This window comes from Pseudomonas sp. PDM22, assembly GCF_014851965.1.
Taxonomy (GTDB): domain Bacteria; phylum Pseudomonadota; class Gammaproteobacteria; order Pseudomonadales; family Pseudomonadaceae; genus Pseudomonas.
The window spans coordinates 1,097,478-1,115,069 of record NZ_JACVAR010000002.1 but is presented as its reverse complement, the minus strand read 5'-3'; the positions used below and the strand labels follow the sequence as shown (position 1 = coordinate 1,115,069).

Annotated in this window: 17 protein-coding genes; all 17 read right to left on the bottom strand. The window is 64.2% G+C overall.

Annotated features, from left to right (window positions below):
- Positions 1 to 69: 69 nt before the first annotated feature.
- Positions 70 to 2,292: a S8 family peptidase gene (locus tag IB255_RS10775; RefSeq protein WP_192210306.1), complete on the bottom strand. Its 2,223-nt coding sequence runs from the start codon at positions 2,290 to 2,292 to the stop codon at positions 70 to 72.
- Between the two features lie 3 nt (positions 2,293 to 2,295).
- Entirely contained in the window at positions 2,296 to 3,447 is a 1,152-nt protein-coding gene (locus IB255_RS10770; protein ID WP_192210304.1) for an AAA family ATPase, read from the bottom strand.
- A 214-nt stretch (positions 3,448 to 3,661) separates the two neighbouring features.
- Entirely contained in the window at positions 3,662 to 3,913 is a 252-nt protein-coding gene (locus IB255_RS10765) for a DUF2274 domain-containing protein (protein ID WP_192210302.1), read from the bottom strand.
- A gap of 2 nt (positions 3,914 to 3,915) precedes the next feature.
- Positions 3,916 to 5,193, bottom strand: a complete 1,278-nt coding sequence (locus IB255_RS10760) for a TrbI/VirB10 family protein (protein WP_192210300.1) — start codon at positions 5,191 to 5,193, stop codon at positions 3,916 to 3,918.
- A gap of 2 nt (positions 5,194 to 5,195) precedes the next feature.
- Positions 5,196 to 6,182: a P-type conjugative transfer protein TrbG gene (gene trbG, locus IB255_RS10755; RefSeq protein ID WP_192210298.1), complete on the bottom strand. Its 987-nt coding sequence runs from the start codon at positions 6,180 to 6,182 to the stop codon at positions 5,196 to 5,198.
- Entirely contained in the window at positions 6,179 to 6,883 is a 705-nt protein-coding gene (gene trbF / locus IB255_RS10750) for a conjugal transfer protein TrbF (protein WP_192210296.1), read from the bottom strand. Before trbF ends, trbG begins: the two co-directional genes overlap by 4 nt.
- 12 nt (positions 6,884 to 6,895) lie before the next feature.
- On the bottom strand, positions 6,896 to 8,269 hold the full coding sequence (gene trbL / locus IB255_RS10745) for a P-type conjugative transfer protein TrbL (protein WP_192210294.1): 1,374 nt from the start codon (positions 8,267 to 8,269) through the stop codon (positions 6,896 to 6,898).
- Positions 8,266 to 8,595, bottom strand: a complete 330-nt coding sequence (locus IB255_RS10740; protein ID WP_192210292.1) for a hypothetical protein — start codon at positions 8,593 to 8,595, stop codon at positions 8,266 to 8,268. The genes trbL and IB255_RS10740 overlap by 4 nt, the downstream gene beginning before the upstream one ends.
- 11 nt (positions 8,596 to 8,606) lie before the next feature.
- Positions 8,607 to 9,332 (bottom strand): P-type conjugative transfer protein TrbJ, encoded by a 726-nt coding sequence (gene trbJ, locus IB255_RS10735; protein ID WP_023087075.1) that lies wholly within the window; start codon positions 9,330 to 9,332, stop codon positions 8,607 to 8,609.
- On the bottom strand, positions 9,329 to 11,779 hold the full coding sequence (trbE, locus tag IB255_RS10730) for a conjugal transfer protein TrbE (RefSeq protein ID WP_192210290.1): 2,451 nt from the start codon (positions 11,777 to 11,779) through the stop codon (positions 9,329 to 9,331). The genes trbJ and trbE overlap by 4 nt, the downstream gene beginning before the upstream one ends.
- 15 nt (positions 11,780 to 11,794) lie before the next feature.
- Positions 11,795 to 12,064 carry a VirB3 family type IV secretion system protein gene (locus IB255_RS10725; protein WP_023087073.1) on the bottom strand — a complete coding sequence of 90 codons (270 nt, stop codon included), beginning with the start codon at positions 12,062 to 12,064 and terminating at the stop codon, positions 11,795 to 11,797.
- On the bottom strand, positions 12,061 to 12,444 hold the full coding sequence (locus tag IB255_RS10720; protein WP_023087072.1) for a TrbC/VirB2 family protein: 384 nt from the start codon (positions 12,442 to 12,444) through the stop codon (positions 12,061 to 12,063). Before IB255_RS10720 ends, IB255_RS10725 begins: the two co-directional genes overlap by 4 nt.
- On the bottom strand, positions 12,441 to 13,454 hold the full coding sequence (trbB, locus tag IB255_RS10715) for a P-type conjugative transfer ATPase TrbB (RefSeq protein ID WP_192210288.1): 1,014 nt from the start codon (positions 13,452 to 13,454) through the stop codon (positions 12,441 to 12,443). Before trbB ends, IB255_RS10720 begins: the two co-directional genes overlap by 4 nt.
- Positions 13,451 to 13,912: a ribbon-helix-helix protein, CopG family gene (locus IB255_RS10710; protein ID WP_023087070.1), complete on the bottom strand. Its 462-nt coding sequence runs from the start codon at positions 13,910 to 13,912 to the stop codon at positions 13,451 to 13,453. Before IB255_RS10710 ends, trbB begins: the two co-directional genes overlap by 4 nt.
- A complete protein-coding gene (locus tag IB255_RS10705) occupies positions 13,909 to 15,909 on the bottom strand; it encodes a conjugal transfer protein TraG (RefSeq protein ID WP_065984934.1) in 2,001 nt (666 codons plus the stop codon). Before IB255_RS10705 ends, IB255_RS10710 begins: the two co-directional genes overlap by 4 nt.
- A 221-nt stretch (positions 15,910 to 16,130) precedes the next feature.
- The gene (locus tag IB255_RS10700; RefSeq protein WP_023087068.1) at positions 16,131 to 16,394 is read right to left on the bottom strand and encodes an EexN family lipoprotein; all 264 of its coding nucleotides are present in this window, start codon (positions 16,392 to 16,394) and stop codon (positions 16,131 to 16,133) included.
- Positions 16,391 to 17,326, bottom strand: a complete 936-nt coding sequence (locus IB255_RS10695) for a LysR family transcriptional regulator (RefSeq protein ID WP_023087067.1) — start codon at positions 17,324 to 17,326, stop codon at positions 16,391 to 16,393. The genes IB255_RS10700 and IB255_RS10695 overlap by 4 nt, the downstream gene beginning before the upstream one ends.
- Positions 17,327 to 17,592 lie beyond the last annotated feature (266 nt).

Here is a 17,592-nt window from a genome sequence, read left to right as displayed (position 1 = left end):
CCATCTCTTCTTGAATTTTGCGATCGAAGCCGGCAAGGCATTGTAGCGATACGTGTCCGCCTTTTTCCGCTACACACGGATTGGCAATGTGACCTTGGGCTGAATGGGCACCAACATCTTGGCGTAAGCGCGCAGAATTTCGTTGTACAGATCCGCGTGCTTGGGCGCCTCGACCGTGATAATTAGCGCGTAGCGAATCTTTTCTGCACTCGTCGTCGGCGCACCAGCCTCGCGTGCGTTGTAGTGGATATCGAACACGGGGTTATCCAGGCTAGTGCCACGCATGGACTTGTTACCGTGTAGGACCGTCTCCCACTTGCCCATGTCGGAACGACGCTCCTCTTCCGTAGCGTACTTCTTCATATCGAAGAAGCCCTTCGTGTCCGCGTTGCTCTTGCCTTCCTTGATCTTCTTATCGCTGGGCCGGAACACGATTTCCAAACCGGCCCGCGTGTAAGCAACAGCATCCTGCGGATCTGTCGGAGACGCATAGCAGAAGGTCGCCTTCAAGCGGATGTTGCCTTGCAAACCACCGGCAGGCAGAGGGAGTGACGCGCGCAGATATTTCCCCGGCTTTAGCTCGCCCTGGTAGACCACTCGCGCCACGCCGGTTGGGCACGTAATGACATCCATCAAGTCTTCCGGCACCTTGCCCCAACCGACTTCGAGCTTGTCGTGCGTGGATGAATCCGCGGCATGAACAAGCAAGGCCTTGATAGCCAGCGGAGTCAAATCTGCTCCGAGGATCGCTCGAACACCAACGGCATTGCGCAATAGATACGGTGACGCAAAGCTGGTGCCCAACTGCGGCACCAGTGTCGGCTTCGCACCAGGTGCCAGCACATGGAAATACTGGGAGCTGGCGGCATCCCCACCGAAGGCCATGAGGTCCGGCTTTACCACGCCGGGGCTGCGCCCCGGCCCGATGGCACTGTAGGCGGCACGCGACCATGACGCGTTCGTGTTGTCGGCAGCGCCGACGGATAGCGCATTAACGCAGTCGGAAGGCACCTGCACACGGGCATTTCCTACCGACCGATCCATTTGACCATTGTTGCCAACAGCCACGGTCATCAACGTCTCGCCATCGCTGAGAAGGTCGTCGATCACGGAAGTCCAGGCATGCACGTCCGTGTCATCGATTGGGAGGTCCGGCCCAAGGCTCAAATTGATGAACTGATACTGCCGCGACAGCAGCACTTCCTCGACTAGCCCCAGTGTGCGATACAGCTCCAATGGGTCCTCCGAGTCAGTCTCACGATCCAGTACACGCAGGTGGTCGACGTAAGAGTAAGGGCGTGCAGCGACGCTGTTAGGAGCAATTGGGCCAAACAGGAATGCTGAAGTCACGCCAAGTCCGTGCTCCAGGCCGCCCGGATCGTCGGCCGCCGTTTCATCGAGAACTCGGTAGGTATGCAACCATGGAGCGATACCGTGCTGCTCAGGCAAGCCGCCATCGAGGATAGCCACCTTAGGTTCGGACGATAGCGGCTGTTCCGTCGGCAGACTGCATGACACTGTTACACCCGCCGAGCGCTGTACGGGACGCATGCCACGCAACTTCGGCATGGAACGAATCACCCGCACAAATGAGAACTCAGCCAGACGCACAACATTGTCATGCGCTCCCTCAACCGGGAGGAACCACAGATTGCCAGCGCTAAACGCCAAGTCGGCATGGATTTTCACGCCGACATCGGTCGCGTACTTGGCAAATGCTCGCTGCACAAACTGATCGTTGTCGCCAGGAAGCAGATGGATGCCAACCTCGAAGAAGCGATCCTTTTCCTCGCCGAGCGAAACAATACGGTCATTCGGCTCGAATGCGGAAATCCGCTCAATATGCGACAGATCCTTCGCTTCGTTAGATCCCTCCTCCAGTTGCCCTGCCCAGTCCTTCAACTGCCGAAAGGCCTGGCGCCTGCCCACCACGAATAGCTCTGTGGTGGTCGACTCCCGCGGCGCCCCCTTCTTCGACCAGCTCTCCGGCGTCAGTTTGACCGCCCTACTACCGACAGATTCAAGACCTACGCTACGCAGCATGGCCGCCGGAAAGAAGGACCGCGCGATGTAACTAGGATTAAGTGCGAGGCGTGCCACTCCCAAATCCCCCGGACAGGCGTTGTTGGGCAAACTGTCGAGGCTTGCTGCAACGTCGACGAACTGCGGTGTCAGTCGGATCCTCGCCTGCTGCAACGTGTAGACCTCGGCCTTATCCATGCCGCGCTTCGGCCCCTTGATTTCGTGGGTCAGCAACTCGCCACGTCCGATCAGGAAATTGGTCTGGTTCATGCCTCACGCCCCCCGTTTTTTGGGCGCGACGGTCAGTCCGTCGCTTGTGTACTTCCGAATGGTGTCTCGGCTCACGCCGGTGATATCCGAGATGCTGTGCTGGGATAAACGCGTCTGCTTAGCCAGCAGCACCGCCATATCGATGCGCCCCTGACGATCAAGCGACAGGGCGCGCGCCTTTATGAACTCTTCGATCAAATCTGCATCCGGCGTCGTCCCCAACGCCACGGCACGCCGAAAACGCTGTATCTCGCGCTCGATGTCACTGAAGGATTGGCCACGAAACGCGAAGGCCAGAATCTCGATCCAACGCCCAAACAGCGCGAAGTCCGGCCCCAAGAACCGCTTGATCGCCTCTTTGACCGCTGCTGCTTCTGGCACCTTGAATTCGACCACGAGGTCGAATCGACGCCAAAGCGCCGGATCGATCAGTTCAGGATGATTGGTTGCTGCCAGTAACATCCCCGTCGCAGGCCACTCATCAACCTCCTGCAGTATCACGGTCACCAGCCGCTTGAGTTCGCCGACGTCAGTATCATCGCTGCGGCGTTTGGCGATCGCGTCGATCTCATCCAGCAATAAGACACAGGGGACGCGTTTGGCAAAATCTAGCGCCGCGCGCAGATTGGTGCCACTACGCCCCAGCAAGCTACTCATCACAGCAGTCAGGTCGAGTACGTACAACGGCACGCCAAGTTGAGCTGCCAACCAACGCGCTGTCAGTGTTTTCCCAACACCTGGCTGACCAACGAAGATGGCAGAGCGTGTCGGTGTCAGGCCCAGTGCGGTAAGACGCGCTACCTGCTTGCGCTCCTGAATTAGCTGACCAAGGGACTCCTCCAGACTGGCAGACAGCAGTGGCGCGTCCCGATCCGGAGAGTCCTTGAAAACCTTAAGCAGCGACAAACGCGACTCATCATCCATCGGCAGCACCTGCTCGACGAGCGACGGCGCGGCCGCCTTGCGCAATGGCTTTCCCGCCCGATGCGGCTTGGCGCGAAGAAATAAATCCACCTGCTCAGCCAGTTCCGGCTCAGTGCTCCGATACTTTCTGACCAGCCTCGCAGCGTACAGACGAACATCCTCCGTCTGTTCAGCCAACGCCAGCCTCACAATCTGGGCTAAATCAGCCTTCAAACCAGTCAATTCGCCCATAAAATTTTCAACCTACTGATTTATAAGGAATTTTTTAAAACAAAAAACGGACTATATTTATTCTCACACACTTTCAGATGTCTGTGAAGGCGATTGGAAATGGGCAAATCGCGCCTGCCTCCGATAAAAGGCGGGCGCAGAGATTGCACGGGAGGACACAGATCACCGAGTCAGGCGCAGGGGGGGCAGTCAGCGGAGGTGCGGCAGATAGCTGTCAGTCGTCGCTGGCGTTGGGCTTTGCGACCGGAAATTTGCTAGTCCGCCGAAACGTTCGATCCCCTGCCATAAAGGCCTCCAACATGTGCGGAATCAAAACAGTGGCATCGACGGCCTCGCCATATGCTTGCGCGTGCAGCGTGGCGTAGCGGTCGAGATCGGCTTTCAAGCTGGCCGGACAGGCAAAGGCCAACCTGATGCTCTCAGTCTTGGGCAGCGGCCCCAGCCGCAGCTTTCGAGTCGTACTCATTGCTAAGTCCCCCGATTGAAGAACAGTGGTTGGTAAGGCCGAAGCACCAGATCCCGGTTGACAATGATGCGCACCGGCAGGCCAGGCCGCTCGGTCAACATGGGCTGGATGTTCATGTTGCGTCGAGTCATCTCCTGCCCGACCTGATTCACGCTGTCCTGCAGGCCGTCACGGCTAGCGATGATGATGCGATCGCCACCCTGACGGCTCTCGGGCGCGGCCAGCTCAGCACCAACGCCCAGCAGTGTCGTCAGCGCCGCGCCTGCGAAGACGCGATCCCAGTGCCAATCCACGCCGTCCTCCAGACCTGCATAACCGGCCGGATCGGTGCCCACGAGGTTGTCCAGCGTCAGCGAGGATGTGTCCGGCAGGATGATTCGATTCCACACCACCTGCACGCGGCTCTGCCCGTAGCTGACCTGGCTGTTGTAGCGGCCGAGGATGCGTGAGCCCTGCGGGATCAGCAGGTGCTTGCCGGTCGCCGTGTCGTAGACTGGTTCCGTCACCGTACCAATCACGTCACCCGGAAGATCCGACTTGATGCCCGTCACCAGGGCGCCGGCGATCACCGTACCGGCCATGACCTGGTAAGGCGACGCCGGTAACTGGAGGTTCCCGGAACTGCGGGTTTCCGTAGTGCCGGCTTGAAGGAATGCCTCTTTCTGCTCCTGCCGGTTCTGCACGGCTGTCGGATCGAGGGGTTGCGCCGCCGTCGAGGCGGGGCTGGCGACCAGCGAATCGAAGCCCACCAGTGTTGTTCCATCTGCGACAGGTTGTGCAGGTGCAGCCATGGCTGGGCGCTGGCCGCCCGTGCGGAAAAACACCGACGAGGCGACCGCTTCCTCCGCCTCCTTCAACCGCGCCAGCCGCTCAGCCTCGGCGGGATCGCGGCCAGGGGTCGTGTAGCTGGGTGCCGCAGGTCGTTGCGACTGCACGATGGCCGGGCCAAGGTCGCCCGGCAGGGGTGGCCCCAGCTCGGGTGGTTGCGGCGGTGCTGGCAGCTTGGAGTAGTCCGAGGGCAGCCGATCGAGCCCTTCGGAGCGCGAAACCCGGTCGACGTTGTACAACTCGGCCGGACCGTTTCCACTCCGAGGCTTCGGCGGTTGCAGGGACCAGATGGTAGCTCCCAGCACTGCGGCGGAGAGTCCACCAGCAAGCACGGCCAAGGTGCGCCGGTTCAACCGCGTGACCGGGCGCGGCTGGGCACGCAGCGCGACCGACTCGGGCGGAACCTTGTCCGCCCGCAGCGCGACAGGATCGGAGGTGTCGTCCTGGTTCATGCTCATTTCCCCTGGGCCACGCCGTCCGTGCGCTCGATACGCACCACGTCGCCCTTCTCACCGCCCAAGCGCAGCTCGGCCGCGCCGAACAGTCGGTCCACGATGTAATACGGCGAGCGGAAACGGTAGTTGACCAGTTGCCCATCACCCTGCGCGCCGATCACGAACAGCGGTGGCAGCTCGCCCTGGGCGATGCCGGCGGGAAACTGGATATAGACCTTCTCGCTATCGTCGAAGGCGCGTAGCGGCTGCCATGGAGGATTGCTGCCGCTGATCGCGTAGCGAAAGCGGATCTTCTCCAGCGAGAGGCCGGTATCGACCGGCGCGCTCGCCTGCGCGGCCTGCGCCTGGCGCTGCAAGGCCAGCATCCGGTCCTTCGGGTAGTCCCAGGACACCGAGGCCATCCAGGCTTTCTCGGTCGAGGTCAGCTCGATCAGGTAGGTACGCCGGCTGGTGGTGATGACCAGGTTGGTCTTCAAACCCGAGCGAATCGGTTTGACCAACACGTTGACACGTAGCGCATCGCCGGCGCCGCTGGAGGTGTCGCCGACGATCCAGCGCACCGTGTCGCCAGCAGCCACAGTCACCAGCTCTTCGCCGGCCTGCAGCGTGATCACCGTCACCCGCCCCGGCGCGGCATAGACTTGGTACAGCGCACCGTCGCTGTAGGGCCAGACCTGGATCGCATTGACGTAGCCCTCGCGGGTAGGCGCCACCCTCGCCTCCTGGTTCGCACGCGACACCCTCACCTTCTCGTCGGCCGGCTCCGGGGCAGGACTGGCCTCGTCCGGCAATGGCTTCATCTGCCCTGGCATCGGTAGCACCTTCGGCACCGCCACCACTTCCACCGGCTTCGGCGGCTCCGGCAGCGGCTGCGCCCGCACCGGCTCGTCGAGCGAGATGCGCGGCGGCGGCTTGCCCGGGCTGGAGCAGCCGGCCAAGGCCAGCAGGACCAGGGGGAACGCGGACTTACGCAAGGACAGGTTCATGGCTTAGCTCCTTCGGACGCATCGAGCTCGCGGCTCCACGACAACCCGTTGACGTAGATACCCAAGGGGTTCTTGCGCAGTCGCTGCTCGGTGCGCGGGGTTTGCAGGACGGTGGAGATCACCGCGTTCCAGAGCTCGGTGCCAGCGGGCGCGCCATTGACGAAGCGCCGCTCCGTCCAGCGCACGTTAAAGGAGGCGTCGCTGGCCCGCACGACGCTGCTGACCTGCACCGTCACCGACTCCTTGCCCACGCGGGCGAACGGATCGTTGCTGCGCGCGTAGTCGTTGAGTACGGCCGCACCACGGTCAGTGGTGTAGTCGTAGGCGTCGAGCCAGTTCTGCCGCACCACGATCGGGTCGATGGACAGCGAGCGCACCAGCGTGACGAAGCGCGCCAGGTGGTAGGCGACCTGTGCATCGGCCGGCCGGTAGGGTGTGGCGGCCTCGCCGACCGCACGTACCTGACCGGTCTTGTCCACCTCCACCACGTAGGGTGTGACGATGGACTGCGCCGAGCGCCAGACCAGGCAGCCCGCCATAAGCAGCGCGAGCACCAGGCAGCCGAAGGCCATCAGGCGCCAGTTCTTCGCCTGCACGCGGGCCGAGCCGATGCGCTCGTCCCATGCCTGGGCGGCAGCCTGGTACGGGGTCTCGGATTGTGGCGTCTCGGCGTAACGCACCCACGGTCGTTTGAAGCGCATGGCTCGCCCTCCTTATGAGTCCGAATCCCGCAAGCTCGGGCCACTGCCCGATCCACCGCCGTCTCCACCACGCAACGTGTGCGCAACGGTGGTGGCTGCATGGCTGATCTGCTGACGCCTCTGCAAGCGCCTGGCCCAGGCAGGCTGCGCCGTTGTACTAGAAGTAGCGTCGACGGAATCGCTCTGGGTCGCATTGCCTTGAATGCTCCTGCCGCCGCCAGAAGAGGCACCAGCCCCTTCGGCTTGGAAGGTGGAGGCAGCGCGTGACTTGAGTGAACGCATACCGGCGGCAACCCTCTGTCCCGCAGCCTGCGTGCCGGCCTTGGCAACGTTGCCCAAGCCGGCCGCGGTGCCCTTGAGGCCGCCACCGGCAGCGGAAGATCCGAGTTGGAATGCGGCACGCGCACTGCTAGCTGTCGAGGTGGCGGCACGCACGCCACTGCCAGCCATCCTGGCGGCGGCCGGCGCCATACGCGCCCCGGCCGCAACCGCAGCACCGACACCCGTGGCAGCGGCACCGACGGCGACGGCCGTACCCGCCGCGCCGAGTGCGGTGCCCGCCATCGCCCCCGCCCCGAGCTGCGGGCCACCGGAAATCAGCCCGGTAGCGATACCCGGGCCGAAGATGCCCAGGGCGAGCAACGCCAGCGAGGCCAGCATGACCACCAGCGCGTGGTCGATGGAGGGTTCGTCGGGATGCACCTGGAACTCGGCGAACAGCCCCGTGCCGATACCGACGATCACCGCCAGCACCAGCACCTTGACGCCGGAGGACACCACGTTGCCCAGCACCTTCTCGGCGAGGAACGCGGTCTTGCTCCACAGCGCGAAGGGCACCAGCACGAATCCCGCGAGCGTGGTCAGCTTGAACTCGATCAGAGTGATGAACAGTTGCACCGCCAGCACGAAGAAGCAGACGATGACCACCAGGTAGGCCAGGAACAGGATGACGATGGGGTCGAGGTTGACGAACACCTCAGGGAAGCCGGTCAGTTCGCCGATCTGCTCCAGGATCGGCGCACCGGCGTCGATGCCGGTTTTCGCCAGCCGTCCCGGTTGCAGGAAAGTCTCCATGCTGAGCGCGCCGGTCGCCGTCAGGCCCAGCCCGGCGAAGGAGCGGAAGACGATGCCGGCCAACCAGTTGAAGTTGCCGATGATGTAGGCAAAGGCACCGACGTAGAGCACCTTGCGGATCAACTTCGCCATCACGTCCTCACCCTGGCCGGTGGCGTGACCGAGCGACCAGTAGAGCCCGGCAATCGTCATGTCGATCGCTATAAGCGTGGCGGTCAGGTAGGCGACTTCACCTTGCAGCAGCCCGAAGCCCGAGTCGATGTAGCGCGAGAAGGTATCGAGGAAACGGTCGATGACCGTAACGTCGTTCATGGTGCGTCCTCCTTGAAGACAACCAGCCACGCAGCGCTTTCGGCCACCTCGTCGCCGGGCTCATCGAAGGTCGGTGGAACCGGCGGTAACGCCTCCAGAACAACGTACTCGCCCGGGCCGGAGTGGCCGGTGAAGAAGCGGCGCCGGTACGCTTCGGCGGCGGCCCTACAGATACCCTCGCCCACCGCCTGCCAGTCGGCCGAACACTCCGCACGCAACGTCGCGAGCCGCGCGGGATTGGCGGCCAGCGTTTCGGCCAGATACTCGCAGGGCGACCGACCCCAAGCCGCCAGCAAGGCAACCGAGAGCACGAGAACGCTACGCATGGCGGCCACCCTCAATTCCCGTAGAACCGGACCGCCTGCGGCGTGTACGGCGTGCCCTCGCCCAGGAAGCGCCGCCGCACCTCGCGGGCGCGCTCGGTCGCCGCCGCCTGCCGCGCCAGCTCCAGCGAGGCGGCGCGATCTTGGGTGAGCTGGAGCTGCTGCGCCTGGATGGACTGCTTGGCCTGCAGGGCCAGCAACTGGTTGGTCGCCTGCATGGCCTGCAGGGCACCCGTCGCCGATTGGCTCTGCCCCACCAGGTCGGCCAGCGCGCTTTCGTCCTCACTCAGGTTCCGCGACACCTGCGCCTGCAGACGCATCGAGGTGTGCAGGCCGTCGAGCGTGTGCTTCCAGCGCTCGCGGGCGTCCCGGTACATTTGGTCGCCGCTGACGGTGGCGGCGTACTCCTCCGGGTACAGCCGCGCGAACTCTCGGTCGAGATTCTGCACGTTATAGGCCAGCCCCTGCGCCTCGGCGATAAGTTGCTCGCTCCTCGCCAGCGACGCGCGCAGCCGGTTGACGACATTGAAGTCCAGGCTCGCCAGGTTGCGCGCCTGATTGATGAGCATCTGCGATTCGTTCTGCAGTTGCTGCACCTGGTTGTTTACCTGCTCCATCGCGCTGATAGCAGTCAGGGTGTTCTGCACGAGGTTCGTCGGGTCGATGACGGTGAATGCCGACACGGGCTGAACAGCCAGCAACGACACCGAGAGCACGACGGCGAGCACGCGGGTTTTCATGGCGAAACCTCCAGGGCTTGGGCGGCCAGAGAAGGGACGGCGGATGGCGCGGACGGCAGCAGCTCGGCCGCCCAATCGAGGCCGCGATGGCGCAACCAGGCTCCGGCGAAACCCGGCACTCCGGCATCGCGCAGCACGTCGTCGATGGCGCGCTGGTCCAGGGGCATCGAGGCGCCGGCGAACGCGAGCGCGACCGGCCCCAGATCGAGGTCGAACAGGCGGTTGCCCGCACGGGACTGGTAGTAGTAATCGCGCTTGGGCTGCGCGGTGGCGACGATCTCGATCTGCCGGCCGTTGAGGCCGAAACCCTCGTAGATCGAGCGAATCTGCGGCTCGGTCGCCTGCGGGTTGGGCAGGAAGATGCGGCTCGCGCAGCTCTCGATGATCGCCGGGGCGATGGTCGAGTCCTTGATGTCGGCGAGCGACTGCGTGGCGAAGATCACGCTGACGTTCTTCTTGCGCAGCGTCTTCAGCCACTGGCGAATGCGCGCGGCGAACACAGGGTCGTCGAGGAACAGCCAGGACTCGTCGAGGATCAGCAGCGTCGGCGTGCCATCGAAACGCTCCTCGAAACGCGCGAAAAGGTAGCCCAGCACGGCCAGCACCGCCGCCTTGCTGGGCATCAGCTCCTCCATCTCGAAGCACTGCACATCAGCCATGCCCAGATAATCGAGGTCGGCATCGAGCAGCTTGCCGTGCGCCCCGCCCAGCACATAGGGCGCGAGCGCCTGGCGCAGCGCGTTCGATTGCAGCAGCACCGACAGGCCGGTGAGCGTGCGCTGTTCGACCGGCGCGCCGGCGAGGCTGCCGAGCGCCGACCAGATGGCCGCCTTCTCGTCGGGGCCGATGGCCACGCCCTCGTGTGCCAGGCGACCCTCCACCCATTCGGCCGCCCAGGTGCGGTAACCCGCCTGGTCGATGCGCGCGAGCGGCTGGAAGGCGATCGCGCCATCAGCGCCCAGGTCATAGTGCTCGCCGCCCAGGCCCAACACCGTCGCCCGCATGGAACGCCCCATGTCGAAGGCGAAGATGCGCGAACCGGGGTAGCGGCGGAACTGCATCGCCAGCGTGGCGAGCAGGACGGACTTGCCCATGCCAGTCGGGCCGACGACCAGCGTGTGCCCCACATCGCCGATATGCGTCACAAGCCGGAAGGGCGTCGCGCCCTCGGTGCGGGTGATGATCAACGGTGGGCCGTCGAGATGAGCGTTGCGCTCCGGCCCGGCCCAGACCGCCGATACTGGTATCAGATGGGCAAGATTCAGCGTCGAGACGATGGGCTGGCGCACGTTGGCGTAGGCATTGCCCGGCACCGACGACAGCCACGCCTCCACCGAATTGAGAGTTTCCGGGATGGTCACGAAGCCCCGGCCCTGGATGACACGCTCCACCCTGCGCAGCTTCTCGTCGGCCAAGGCAGCGTCAGCATCGAGCACCACCACGGTGGCGGTGACAAAACCGAAGGCGACCTGGTCGCTTCCCAGCTCCTGCAGAGCGGCATCCGCGTCGGCCGCCTTGTTGCTGGCGTCGGTGTCGACCAGCGGGCTCTCCTGCTGGAAGAGGGTTTCGCGCAACAGCGCCAGGATGTTCTTGCGCTTGGCGAACCACTGGCGGCGCAGACGGCCGAGTTCCTTTTCCGCCTCGGCCTTGTCCATGCAGAGGAAGCGTGTGCTCCAGCGATAGGCGAAGCCCAGCCGGTTGAGGTCATCCAGAATCCCCGGCCAGGTCGAGGTAGGGAAACCACGTACCGTCGCCACGCGCAGGTGCGCGTCGCCCAGCATCGGCGCCAGGCCGCCGAACAGCGGAGTATCAGCCAGCAGCGTGTCGAGGTGGAACGGTACTTCCGGCGTGTCGATGCGGTAGCGTCGCGTCGAAACGGTCGCGTGCAGGTAGGTCAGCGTTTCGTCGTCATCGAGCCAGTCGAGCTCCGGCATCACGCCCATGAGCAGATCGAAGATGCGTTCGATCTCCGCGATAAAGGCCGTGAGGCGCTCGCGCCAGTCCACGCCGGCGGTAGGCGTGTGCTCGTACAGCAACCTGGCCGCGCGGGCATGCGACTCCTCCGGCGGCAGGTATTGCAGCGTGAGGTGGTAACCGCTCTCGAAGTGCTCGCCGGACTCCTCGAACGTAGCCCGCCGCTCCTCGTCCACCAACCACGACAGCGGTTCGGGGAAGTCCGAGTGCGGGTAATCTGCCGCCGGCCTACGCTCGGCCTCGACGAACAGCGCCCAGCCCGCGCCGAGCCGACGCAGCGCGTTGTTCAGCCGCGCGGTGGTGGCCATCAGCTCCCCTTGCGTGGCGCTGTCCAGGTCAGGCCCACGAAAGCGCCCCGTGCGCTGGAACGAGCCGTCCTTGTTCAGCACCACGCCGGGCGCCACCAGGCCGGCCCACGGTAGCCAGTCGGCGAGCAAGGCCGGGCGCTGGCGGTACTCGGTGAGGTTCAGCATCGTGGCCCCCTCCCCTCACACGTCCAGCAGCGGTTTGTGCTTGAGGTGCCGGGCGAACACCTGCATGAACTGCGGGTCGACACGCGCGCCCCATACCGCGAGCGCATGGCCGACCATCCACAGCGCCAGGCCCGGCAGCCAAAGCTGCAGGCCCAGCCCGACGGCGGCGGCCAGCGTGCCGTTAGCGATCGCCACGGTGCGCGGCGCACCACCGAGCAGAATCGGCTCAGTCAGCGAGCGGTGCAACGGTACCTCGAAGCCCGGCAGGTCGCTTCCCGTGCTCATACGACGGCCCCGCCGGAGAAGCTGAAGAAGGACAGGAAGAACGAGGACGCGGCGAAGGCGATGCTCAAGCCGAACACGATCTGGATCAGCTTGCGAAAGCCGCCCGAGGTGTCGCCGAACGCCAGCGCGAGCCCCGTGGCGATGATGATGATCACCGCCACGATGCGCGCGACCGGCCCCTGGATCGACTCGAGGATGGATTCGAGCGGACCTTCCCAGGGCATCGAAGAGCCGGCGGCCCTCGCCGTGCCGGCCGTCATCAGCATGACGGCGGCCAGCAGCAGGCCACTCCGCACGGGAGCGGCCAGGCGATGCAGGCGTGCGAGGACCGGAACCGGATTTACGGAAAAGCGGAAAGCAGGGGCGCGTGTCGGCGTCATGGCAGTTCTCCAGGCGTGGTCGGGGACAGGAAAAAGGGCGTGAGCTGATCGGCGAGCGGCTCTCCCGGCACTTCCGCCAGGCGGTAGCCCGCCTCGTCGAAGCCGGTTACGCGGGCGATGCTCTCGATGCGGCGCTTGCGGCCGCGGCCGGCGATGAAGACCACCATGTTGACCGCCTCGGCGATCAGCGCACGCGGCGGATTCACCGCCACTTCGAGCACCAGTTGTTCCAGGCGCAGCAGCGCGCCCAGGGCGGAGCCGGCATGGAGGGTGGCGATACCGCCTGGATGGCCAGTGCCCCACACCTTGATGAGATCCAACGCCTCGCCGCCGCGCACCTCACCAACCACCACGCGGTCAGGACGCAGGCGCATCGTGGCGCGCACCAGCTCGCGCATGGACACCACACCCGCGCGGGTGCGCAGCGGCACGTGGTCGCGCGCGGCGCATTGCAGCTCGATGGTGTCCTCGAGCACCAGCACGCGGTCGCCGGTGGCGGCGATCTCCGCGAGCAAGGCATTGGCCAGCGTGGTCTTGCCGGTGCTGGTGCCGCCGGCGATCAGGATGTTCTGTCGCTCGCGCACCGCGCCGCGCAGGAACTCGGCCTGCGCGGCAGTCATCATCCCGTCGGTCACGTAGCTCTCCAGCGGGATGACACCCACGGCGCGCTTGCGAAGCGCGAAGGCCGGCCCCGGCGCCGCCGGCGGCAGGATGCCCTCGAAACGCTCACCCGTTTCCGGTAGTTCGGCGGTCAGCAACGGCTGGCCGCGATGCACTTCCGCGCCGACGTGAGCAGCGACCAGACGGATGATGCGCTCGCCGTCTTCCTCGGACAGTTCCGCGCCCAGCGGTGCGCGCCCTGACGACAGGCGATCGACCCAGAGCGTGCGGTCGGGGTTGAGCATGATCTCGACCACGTCCGGGTCTTCGAGCGCGGCGGCGATCACCGGCCCCATTGCCGTGCGGAGCATGCAGATGCGCCGGTCCAGCGAGGTCACCGTGGCACTCATGAGGCACGCTCCCGCGCTTCGCCCAGCACCGCCTCATCCGCGTGCGGGCTGTCCGGGTACAGCTCCTCAACCACGTCGCGTACCAGGCTGCGCCCACGCAGCAGGTGGCGTCCGAGCTGCTCCACGAATTGCTCGAAGCGCGCCTTGCCCTGGGCCTTGGCCGCTTCCTGGTGCGCCTCGGGCACCGGCGTGCTGACGGTCAGGAAGTAGCGCACGAATAGTGCCAGCGTCTCGATCTCGATGGCCTGGTCGCGCTCCAGGCGCTCGAACTGGCGCGACAGGCGATCCAGCCGCTTGGCGATGACCGCCTCGCGCTGGTCGCCCGCATCCGGCGACAGCCACGATGCGAGCGCCGCAGCGACGATGGAAGACTTGGACACGCCCTTCTTGGCGGCCAGCTCGTCCAGTCGGCGGGCATGCTCGGGCTGAATGAACAGGTTGAGGCGGTACTGGCTCATAGCTGGATTCCGTCGTCAGGATCGAGGGAAGCAAGCCGGGCGACCCGCTGCATGGCCGGATCGAGCTGGCGAGAGAGAACGGGCTGCAGATCATCGTCATCGAGCAGCGCCAGGTCGCTGCAGGCTGGCGCCCGCTCCGGGCTGTAGGCGACGGTCTCGGACAGTTCGGGCTGGTGGCGTGGACCACCCTCCTCGACGGTGGCGGCCAATTCATCGCCCAGGGCCGAAGCCAAGGGTGCCGGCACAGCCGGCATGGCCAGGCCGCTCCAGTCGTCCGCTCGCGCCGGCGGTGCGTCGGCGTAGCGCCCGGCCACGAGGACGGGAGGCGGCAGCACGCGATGCTTGAAGTTGGCGTCGGTGTAGTAGCGCAGCTTCCTGGCCCTGATCGGCGCGACGCTGGAGATCATCACCACGGCCTCGTCCGGCGGCAGCTGCATCACCTCTCCAGGCGTCAGCAGCGGCCGCGCTGTTTCCTGACGTGAAACCATCAGGTGCCCCAACCATGGCGCGAGCCGGTGGCCTGCGTAGTTGCGTTGCGCGCGCAGCTCCGTCGCGGTGCCCAGCGTCTCGGAAATGCGTTTGGCCGTGCGCTCGTCGTTGGTGGCGAAGGTCACACGCACATGGCAGTTGTCGAGGATGGAATGGTTCTGCCCGTAGGCCTTGTCTATCTGGTTGAGCGATTGGGCAATGAGAAAGCTGCGGATACCGTAACCGGCCATGAAGGCAAGCGCCGTCTCGAAGAAGTCGAGCCTGCCCAATGCAGGGAACTCGTCGAGCATCAGCAGTAGCTTGTGGCGGCGCTCGATGCCGTCAGAACCGTCGAGCGATTCGGTGAGCCGCCGCCCGATCTGGTTCAAGATGAGCCGAATCAACGGCTTGGTGCGGCTGATATCGGACGGCGGCACCACCAGGTACAGCGACACCGGATGCTCGGCGGCGATCAGGTCGGCGATGCGCCAGTCGCACCGCGAGGTGACCTCGGCCACCGTGGGATCACGGTACAGGCCGAGAAACGACATGGCGGTGCTCAGCACACCCGAGCGCTCGTTCTCCGACTTGTTGAGCACTTCGCGTGCGGCGGACGCCACCACTGGATGCGTCCCGTCACCCAGGTGACGCGTCGTCATCATCTGGTGGAGCGTCACCTCGAATGGGCATGCCGGGTCGCTCAGGAAGTTGGCGACGCCGCGCAGCGTCTTGTCTTCGCCCGCAAAGAGCACGTGCAGGATGGCGCCGACTAGCAGCGCGTGGCTGGTCTTTTCCCAATGGTTGCGGCGCTCCAGCGCACCTTCAGGGTCGACCAGGATGTCGGCGATGTTCTGCACATCGCGCACTTCATGCGAGCCGCGTCGAACCTCCAGCAACGGGTTGTAGGCAGCCGACAGCGGGTCGGTGGGGTTGAACAGCAGGCAATGCGAGCAGCGCGAGCGCCAGCCGGCGGTGAGGTTCCAGTTCTCGCCCTTGATGTCGTGGATGACCGCCGAGGCCGGCCAGCTCAGCAGCGTGGGGATAACCAGGCCGACGCCCTTGCCGGAGCGTGTCGGTGCGAAGGCCAAAACATGCTCAGGCCCTTCGTGGCGCAGGTACTGGTCGCCATGCAGGCCAAGGAAAACCCCCGCTGTCTGGTCCAGGCCCGCCTTGTGGATGTCGGCGGCCTCGGCCCAGCGCGCCGAACCATAGGTCGTGACCAGGCGCGACTGGCGCGAACGCCTGATCGACATGGCGATGGCGACCGCCACGGCGACCATGCCACTGGCGGCTGCAATGGCGCCCCCGATGTCGAAGACCTGTGGCGCATAGGCACCGAAGAAGAACCACCAGTCGAACAACCGCCAGGGGTGATAGACCGGCGTGCCGAAGCAGTCGAACCAGGGCGAGCCCAGGCGTACCTGATAACCCAGGGCGGAGGCTGTCCATTGTGTGGCGGTCCACACGCCGGCGATCACGATGCCAAATACGGCGGCGATCTGCCCGAACAGCACGTTCGTCCCTTGCATTTCCCGGCTCCCAATCTCTCCAGTGAAGACAGCAAAAATGCTGGCTGCGTAGTCGAGATTCGGTGCCGGGGCAGTGCCGGTCAAAGACCTTTATCGGGATAAAACTAAACCGGAGCGCATCAATTCATGCGAGAGCAGATGTAGGGAAAATACCGCAAGCACGAGCGCATGGCAGCGTGTAGGGCGAGAACATGGAAGGTGTGTGGAGGCCCCACACACGATCAGAGCTTGGGCGGCTCTTTCGGCAGCGTGTAGGGCACTTTCCCATCGCCATAGAACCGTTTGCGCGTGGCCTCGGCCACACGGTTGCACAGTTCGTCACCCAGCTGGGCGCGCTCCAGCTTGCACTGCTGGCGCAGCTCTTTCAGTCGTGCGGGATCGACCACGAGCTCATCAATCGTAGGCAACGCCGACGTCGTCGGTGTTTCAGGCTGACCGCAGGCCGCAAGGGCCAGGACACAGAGAAACGGCATAATTTTCTTCATGGCTCGATTTCCTCCCTGGTATTGGTCTGGCTAGCGATCTGGACGTCATCCGAAGAATCGATGGTCTGTACCCGCTCGATGAAGCGAGCCAGCGTTGCCGATGGTTCACGCGACGAACGCAGCAGATAGGTCGTAAGTTGAGGAGAGCCCCTTAATGCGCGACCCACGACACCCGATTCGCGGCTAGCCGCGATGCACGACTCACCGGTCAGACCCAAGGCGAAACCAGCCGCGACAAGCGCCATCATCAGGTCGCAGGAGGCCACCTGCTCCGCGACCAGGGGCTCGGCTTCGGTCTGGCGCAGGAAGCGCTCGACCTGCCGTGCATGGCCTTCACACGCCTGTGGGTCACATAACACCAGTGGATAACGCAGCAGTTCTTCCAACGAAATGCGTTTGTGGGACAGGATGGGATGGCGCTCAGGCACCGCCGCCACCAATGGCTCGCTCCAGGCCAAAATAGCAACGACGCCATCTCCGACCTCGTCCGACTGGGCGAACCCCACGTCATAAAGATCGTCATGCAGTCCCTTGATCTGCTGCGACAGCGACACCTCAAACAAGCGAATCTCGACCTCCGGCTCCTCTTGCCGGCATAGCGCCAGAAACGAAGAGAAGCGCAAGGGAGAGATCCCGTCCGAGAGAGCCACCCTCAGTTGGCCGCAGTACCCATTCGCGACGGCCTTCACGCTGTCGCGCGCCTGTTGCAAAGCAGTAAATACGCGCGGCACATGCTCCAGAAACAGTCTCCCGGCATGCGTAAGCCTCGTGCTCCGCGTGGTTCGCAGGAAGAGCTGCGTGCCCAGCTCTTCCTCAAGCTCCTTGATCGCACGCGATAACGGTGACTGCTCGATATGCAACCGCTCAGCCGCACGAGCAAAGTGCAACTCCTCTGCAACGGCCAGGAAGCAGCGAAGATGTCGAAGTTCCACTTTTGACACTTTCCCTTGTCATATAAGACAAAAACATTAATAAAATCCGACCACAAACATCAACCCAAAAGCAGCGAAATCAAATAACTCCCGAAGACTTCTCGAAGAATGAACCCAACCAGCACACCATACCCGCCACAAGCAAGAAAAAATCTTCAGCGAGAATAACACCAGAATACCCAAAGCCAACTACAGTCACTACACGACACCCAGCCAAGCTCACATACAACGCCAAATAACGATTACCTAACCCCCCTATATAAAAT

What these genes read in the sequence shown, in the direction of transcription:
- IB255_RS10775 (WP_192210306.1), bottom strand. Translation starts at nt 2,292, where the DNA reads ATGAACCAGACCAATTTCCTGATCGGACGTGGCGAGTTGCTGACCCAC.
- IB255_RS10770 (WP_192210304.1), bottom strand. Translation starts at nt 3,447, where the DNA reads ATGGGCGAATTGACTGGTTTGAAGGCTGATTTAGCCCAGATTGTGAGG.
- IB255_RS10765 (WP_192210302.1), bottom strand. Translation starts at nt 3,913, where the DNA reads ATGAGTACGACTCGAAAGCTGCGGCTGGGGCCGCTGCCCAAGACTGAG.
- IB255_RS10760 (WP_192210300.1), bottom strand. Translation starts at nt 5,193, where the DNA reads ATGAACCAGGACGACACCTCCGATCCTGTCGCGCTGCGGGCGGACAAG.
- trbG (WP_192210298.1), bottom strand. Translation starts at nt 6,182, where the DNA reads ATGAACCTGTCCTTGCGTAAGTCCGCGTTCCCCCTGGTCCTGCTGGCC.
- trbF (WP_192210296.1), bottom strand. Translation starts at nt 6,883, where the DNA reads ATGCGCTTCAAACGACCGTGGGTGCGTTACGCCGAGACGCCACAATCC.
- trbL (WP_192210294.1), bottom strand. Translation starts at nt 8,269, where the DNA reads ATGAACGACGTTACGGTCATCGACCGTTTCCTCGATACCTTCTCGCGC.
- IB255_RS10740 (WP_192210292.1), bottom strand. Translation starts at nt 8,595, where the DNA reads ATGCGTAGCGTTCTCGTGCTCTCGGTTGCCTTGCTGGCGGCTTGGGGT.
- trbJ (WP_023087075.1), bottom strand. Translation starts at nt 9,332, where the DNA reads ATGAAAACCCGCGTGCTCGCCGTCGTGCTCTCGGTGTCGTTGCTGGCT.
- trbE (WP_192210290.1), bottom strand. Translation starts at nt 11,779, where the DNA reads ATGCTGAACCTCACCGAGTACCGCCAGCGCCCGGCCTTGCTCGCCGAC.
- IB255_RS10725 (WP_023087073.1), bottom strand. Translation starts at nt 12,064, where the DNA reads ATGAGCACGGGAAGCGACCTGCCGGGCTTCGAGGTACCGTTGCACCGC.
- IB255_RS10720 (WP_023087072.1), bottom strand. Translation starts at nt 12,444, where the DNA reads ATGACGCCGACACGCGCCCCTGCTTTCCGCTTTTCCGTAAATCCGGTT.
- trbB (WP_192210288.1), bottom strand. Translation starts at nt 13,454, where the DNA reads ATGAGTGCCACGGTGACCTCGCTGGACCGGCGCATCTGCATGCTCCGC.
- IB255_RS10710 (WP_023087070.1), bottom strand. Translation starts at nt 13,912, where the DNA reads ATGAGCCAGTACCGCCTCAACCTGTTCATTCAGCCCGAGCATGCCCGC.
- IB255_RS10705 (WP_065984934.1), bottom strand. Translation starts at nt 15,909, where the DNA reads ATGCAAGGGACGAACGTGCTGTTCGGGCAGATCGCCGCCGTATTTGGC.
- IB255_RS10700 (WP_023087068.1), bottom strand. Translation starts at nt 16,394, where the DNA reads ATGAAGAAAATTATGCCGTTTCTCTGTGTCCTGGCCCTTGCGGCCTGC.